General features: G+C 69.7%; 2 protein-coding genes. Both read left to right on the top strand.

Annotated features, from left to right (window positions below; translation table 11 throughout):
- The coding region (locus ASC93_RS27480) for a non-ribosomal peptide synthetase (protein WP_157202148.1) at positions 1-4,894 on the top strand (4,894 nt) is incomplete at its 5' end.
- 84 nt (positions 4,895-4,978) lie between these two features.
- Positions 4,979-6,625 (top strand): cyclic peptide export ABC transporter, encoded by a 1,647-nt coding sequence (locus ASC93_RS27475; protein WP_056450257.1) that lies wholly within the window; start codon positions 4,979-4,981, stop codon positions 6,623-6,625.
- The last annotated feature ends 19 nt before the right edge of the window (positions 6,626-6,644 follow it).

Here is a 6,644-nt window from a genome sequence, read left to right as displayed (position 1 = left end):
CGCCGGCCTGCAGCGCGGCGAGCTGGTCGCCATCACGCTCGACCGCAGCATCGAGGTGGTCGTCGCGATCCTGGCCGTCCTGAAAGCCGGCGGCGCCTACCTGCCGATCGATCCGACCGTGCCCGAAGAGCGCCAGCGCTTCATCCGCGCCGACGCCGCGGCGCGCTTCACGTTGAGCACGTCGAAGTACGCCGCGCTGCTCGCCGGCTGCGACGGCCGCGTGTTCTTCCTCGACCAGGAAGGCGAGGCCGCCGGCGCCGCCGACGCGCCGCTGCCGCCCGTCGCGGGCACCGACCTCGCCTACGTGATCTACACCTCCGGCTCGACCGGCAAGCCCAAGGGCGTGATGGTCGAGCACCGCCACGTGGCGCGCCTGTTCACCGCCGCCGAACGGCATTTTTCGTTCTCGGCGCAGGACGTGTGGACCCTGTTCCACTCGTACGCGTTCGACTTCTCGGTGTGGGAAATGTGGGGCGCGCTGCTGTACGGCGGGCGCCTCGTGATCGTGCCGCACGACGTGGCGCGCGCGCCGGCCGAATTCGCCGCCCTGCTGCTCGACGAACAGGTCACGGTGCTCAACCAGACCCCGACCGCGTTTTCCAACCTGATGCCCGAACTGCTGGCCCGCGCCAGCAGCGGCGCGCTGCGCTACGTGATCTTCGGCGGCGAAGCGCTGGAGACCACGCGCCTGCGGCGCTGGTTCGACCGTTTCGGCGACCGGGCCCCGGCGCTGGTGAACATGTACGGCATCACCGAGACGACCGTCCACGTCACGTACCGGCGCCTGTGCGCGCAGGATGCGGTCGACGGCATCAACGACATCGGCGTGCCGCTCGCGGACCTGACGCTGCACGTGTTCAACGAGCGCATGAAGCCCGTGCCGGCGGGCGTGACCGGCGAACTGTACGTGGGCGGCGCGGGCGTCACGCGCGGCTACCTGAACCGGCCGGAACTGACGGCCGAGCGCTTCGTCGCCCATCCTGCGCAGCCGGGCGACGTGCTGTACCGCACCGGCGACCTGGCGCGCCGCCTGGACAATGGGGCGCTGGCGTACATGGGACGCAACGACGGCCAGGTCAAGCTGCGCGGCTTCCGCATCGAGCTGGGCGACATCGAGCGCCAGCTGGTGGCGCATGGCGCCGTCGAGGCGGCCGTCGTGGTGCTCGCCGGCGCGGCCGACGCGCCCCAGCTGGTGGCCTACCTCGTGCTGGCCGGCGACGCCGGCGCCGACTGGAAGCAGGCGCTGCACCGGCACCTGTCGGCCGCCGTGCCCGACTACATGATCCCGGCGAGCGTGGTCGCGCTCGACCGGCTGCCGCTGACCGAAAACGGCAAGGTCGACCGCCGCGCGCTGCCGCCGCCGGCCGGCGGCGACGTCTGGCAGCGCGCCTACGTGGCGCCGGAAACGCCCGCGGAGCAGCTGCTGTGTCCCCTGATCGCGAGGCTGCTGCAAATCGATCGCGTCGGCATCGACGACAATTTTTTCGGCCTGGGCGGCGACTCGATCCGCGCGGTCAACCTCGTGGCGCTGGCCCGTGAAGCGGGCCTGAACCTGAGCATCGCGGACGTCTTCGCCACCCCCTGCGTCGCCGACCTGGCCCGCGTCGGCGCCAGCGCCGCGCCCGCGGCGGCGGCGGCCACCGGCCCGTTCGACCTGATCGACGCGGCCGACCGCGCACGCCTGCCGGCCGGGGTCGAGGCGGCCTGCCCGATGTCGCGCCTCCAGCAAGGGATGATCTACGAAAACCTGGCCAGCGCTGACAATTCGGCCTACCACAACGTGATCAACCAGCGCTATCGCGGCGAGATCGACTTCGAGCGCATGCGCCTGGCGCTCGGGCATGTCATGGCCCGCCACGAGATCCTGCGCACGTCGTTCGACCTGGACGGTTACAGCGAGCCGCTGCAACTGATCCACCGCTCGGTGCCGGCGCCGCTGTACGTGAACGACCTGCGCCACATGGACGCCGCCGCGCAGGATGCCCACCTGGCGCACGAACTGGCGCGCCTGCGCGGCGAACGCATCGACCTCAAGGCGGCCCCGCTGTTCCACGCGCACGTGTACCGCATCGCGGACGCCGAGTTCGAACTGATCTGGCTCGAGCACCACGCCATCCTGGACGGCTGGTCGCTGGCCAGCTTCATGACCCAGCTGGCGCAGGAATACGCCATGCTGGCCGGCGTCCAGCCCATGCGCGCCGCGCCGCGGCTGTCGTCGTCCTACCGCGACTTCATCGACCGCGAACGCCAGGCGATCGCCGACCCGGAGCAGCAGGCCTTCTGGGCCGGCTACCTCGCCGACGCCGCGCCCACCGTCCTGCTGGGCATGCAGGCGCGCACGGACGCCGGCGCCCGCCAGATCGCCCCGTTCGACATCCCGGCCGACCAGTTCGCGGCCTGCCGCGCGCTGGCGCGCACCGTCGGCGTCCCGCTCAAGTCGCTGTTCCTGGCCGCCTACGCCAAGGTGATGAGCAAATTCAGCGGCGAAGTCGACCTGCTGGTCGGCCTCACCACCCACGGGCGCCCGGAAACGCGCGACAGCGACGACCTGCTCGGCCTGTACGTGTCGCAGCTTCCGCTGCGCCTGTCGTGCCGCCAGCCGAGCTGGCGCGAGCTGATCCTGCATTGCTACCGCGCCGAGGCCGACATCTGGCCGCGCCGCTTCTATCCGCTGTCGGAGATCAAGCGCCAGCAGGGCGCGCTCGCCCAGCCCGAAACCACGTTCACCTACAACCACTTTTCGGTCACCGAAGACGCGCACGACATGGGCATGCGCGGCACCCGCGCGCGCGCCAGTTTCGAATTCAACGAGATCGGCCTCGGGGTGACCTTCGTCGTGCGCGACATGCAGGCCAATTTCGGCCAGATCAACGTCGCGTTCGACGGCACCCGGTTCGACGACCGCTACGCGCTGCGCATCCAGCAATACCTCGGCGAAGCGCTCGAGGCCATGCTGGCGGGCGTCGACGCCGCCGCGGACGTACTGCGCGAATCGGACCGGCAGATCGCCGCCGCGCTGGCGCAAAACACCAGCCTGGTGGAACCGCACGAGAACCTGGTCGGACAGTTCCTGGGCCTGCTGGCGGCGCACAGCGGCGTGTGCGCCGTGAAGCTCGGCGACCGCACGCTCGGTTTCGGCGAGCTGGACGACCAGTCCGGCCGCATTGCCGCGGTGTTGCGCCGGCGCGGCGTCGGCCGCGGCGACCTGGTCGGCTTCGCGACCTCGCCCTCGCCCGAGATGGCCGCCGCGGTGGTGGCCGTGCTCAAGCTGGGCGCGGTGGTGCTGGCGCTCGACCCGGAGCAGACCGCCGCGCGCCTGCGCGACATCATCGACGAGTCGGCCGTGGTGCACATCGTGGCCGATCCGGGCCACCGCACCGCGCTGCTGCCGGCCGGGCTGACGGTGCACGCCCTGCCCGCGCTGGCCCTCGAGGCGCACACGAGCGGCGAGAAGGCCGAACCGATCGGCACGCTGGCGGCCTGCGACCCGGCGTACGTGATCTATACCTCGGGCTCGACCGGCCGTCCGAAAGGCGTGGCCATCAACCATGGCAACGCACTGGCGTACCTGCGCGGCAGCGTGCGGCGCTTCGACCTGGTACCGGGCGAGCGCCTGCTGCAGGTCTCGAACACCGGCTTCGACATCTTCCTGATGGAATTGCTCTACACCCTGTTCAATGCCGGCACCCTCGTCCTGCGCACCAGCCCCCTGCTGCCGGACGGCCCGCAGCTGTGGGAACTGGTCGACCGCGAGCGCATCGACATCCTGTGCCTGGCGACGGCCTACCTGCACCTGCTGTGCGACGAGCTGCCGCCCGACCTGGACGACGGCGCCTGCGCCAGCCTGCGCCTGGTGATGGTCGGCGGCGAAGCGATGCAGCGGCGCCTCGTCGACCGCTGGCTGGCCCGCTGGGGCGACCGCGCCGCCGTGAACAACATCTACGGCCCGACCGAGGTCACGGTGGCGGCCACCACGTTCGATACGCGCACGCTGGCCAGCCTCCCGGACTGCCATACCGGCGTGCCGCTCGGCCGCCCGCTCGACCACGCCAGCTTCCACATCCTCGGCAAGGACCTGCGTCCGCTGCCGCAAGGCGTCGCCGGCGAACTGTACATCGGCGGCGGCGGCCTGTCGCTCGGCTATCTGCGCCGGCCCGAGCTGACCGCCGAGCGCTTCCTGCCCGTGGGCAGCGTGCCGGGCGTGCACGAGCCGCTGTACCGCACCGGCGACCTGCTGCGCACGCTGGAAGACGGCCAGGTCGAGTTCGTGGCCCGCGCCGACACGCAGCTCAAGATCCGCGGCTACCGGGTGGAGCTGGACGAGGTACGCCACGCGATCTGCGCCCACGCGCAGGTCAAGCATTGCGCGGTGGTGCCGATGCGCGATGCCGACGGCGAGCGCAAGGTCGTGGCGTACGTGGTGCCGGACGAGACGGCCGGCGCGGACCTGCTGGCGGTCATCAAGTCGGACCTGCGCGACCGGCTGCCCGGCTATATGCAGCCGTCGGCCTGGATGGCGCTGGACGCGCTGCCGCTGACGCCGAACCGCAAGGTCGACGTCCGCGCCTTGCCGGCGCCCGATTTCGGCGCCGCCGACGCGTACGTGGCGCCCGCGTCCGAGCTGGAAACGGAGATCCAGAAGATCTGGTGCGACGTGCTCGCGCGCGACGAGATCAGCGTGGTTGCGGATTTCTTCGCCCTGGGCGGGCATTCGCTGCTGCTCACGCGCCTGCTGCTGCGCATCGGCCAGGCCTGCGGCGTCGAACTGTCGCTGGCCGAACTGATGCGCGGCAGGACCGTCCGCGACATGGCCGCGCTGGTCGCGGCAACCCGCAGCATCGGCAAGGCATCCGCGAGCGAGGCCGCGGCCGACTCGGTCGAGATGGAGTGGTAACGCAGTGACACGCGGGGCGCGCGGTCCGGCATCCCGGACCGCGCCGCCGCGCCCCGTAACAGAAAACTCGCAGAAAGTACGCGCATGTTCACCTATTTTGCAAAGAAACTCAGCGGCCTGCTGGCCCTGGCGACGATCTCGAGCAGCCTGTCCGCGCTGCTCGCGGTATCGCTGTTCGTCATGATTTCCCGGGCCAGGACGGCGGGCCTGCAGGACTTCGATCTCCTCCGGTACGGCGTGACCTGGCTGCTGCTGCTGACGACGTCGATCGGCGCCTCGCGCCTGCTCTCGCTCCTGTCGGCGAAGGCCGTCTACAAGATCAGGACGTCGCTGATCCGGCGCATCCTGGGCACGTCGTACGAGAAGCTCGAGCGGGCCGGTTCGCCGCGCCTGTACAACGTGCTGACCAACGACGTGGCGATCCTCTCGAACGCGTTCTCGGACCTGCCCACCTTCGTGTTCAACCTCATCCTGCTGGTGTCCTGCCTGTCGTTCCTCGCCTTCCTGTCGCTCAAGCTGTTCCTCGTGCTGGCGCTGGCGATCGGGGGGGCGTTCCTGGTGTCCAAGACCCTGATCCGGCGGCTCGGCAGGCTGGGGGCGAAGCTGCGCGACAACCAGGACCGGGCCGTGGAAGCCTATCGCGGCATGCTCGACGGCAGCGCCCAGCTCACCGTGGACGAAGCGCGCAAGTCGTTCTATTACCAGCACGACCTGGAACCGCAGGCGAAAACGCTGGGCGACGCCGAGATCACGTACCGCTTCTATTCCGACATCAACCGCATCGTGACCGTGGCCCAGATCTTCCTGCTGCTGGGGATCATGATGGAAGCGGGCCGGTATCTGGGCGACCAGGCCATCGTCATGACGTATGCGCTGGTCATCACCTACTGCGCCAGCCCCTTCGCCAACGTGGTCAACCTGCTGCAGCTGTTCTCGAATGCCCGCGTATCGCTCGGCAAGATCGACAGCCTGCAGATCGACACGGAAATCGATCCGGAACTGAGCGTCGCGGCCCCGCCGGCATGGAACAGCATCCGCTTCTCGCAAGTCGAGTACAGCTACCGCAAGGAAGGCAGCGAGACCCCGTTCGTGCTCGGCCCCATCGACCTCGACATCCGCAAGGGTGAAGTGACCTTCATCACGGGCGGCAACGGCAGCGGCAAATCGACCTTCATCAAGCTGCTGCTCGCCCTGCACGAGCCGAGCGGCGGCACCGTGTACATCGACGGCACGCCGCTGGACCCGGCCAGCCGCGACGGCTACCGGGCATTGTTCGCGATCGTGCTGTCGGAGTTCTACCTGTTCAAGCAGGTCCTCGGCGCCGACGGCAAGGCCGCGGCGAATGCCGACGTCGAGCACCTGCTGGACCGCTTCGGCCTGGGCTCTGTGGTCAGGATGGCGAACGGCGCCTTCGACACGGTGCGCCTGTCGCAGGGACAGAAGAAACGCCTGGCGCTGGTCGCCGCCGTCGCGCAGGACAAGGACATCTACGTGCTCGACGAATGGGCCGCCGACCAGGATCCGCATTACCGCAAGACGTTTTACGAGGACATCATCCCCTGGCTCAAGGCCAAGGGGAAGACGATCGTCGCGGTCACGCACGACGACCGCTATTTCGGTGCCGCCGACCACCGTCTCAATTTCGAGGCCGGGCGCGTGCGCAACGACAGCGCAAGCCCCGCCGCCAGGGTCGATACGGCCGCGCAATTGCTGAGCAAGACGGCAGCCTGACCATGGCCGCGGCGCCGGG

The organism is Massilia sp. Root335 (assembly GCF_001425685.1).
Lineage (GTDB): Bacteria > Pseudomonadota > Gammaproteobacteria > Burkholderiales > Burkholderiaceae_D > Telluria > Telluria luteola.
This window is presented reverse-complemented; position numbering and strand designations above follow the sequence as displayed.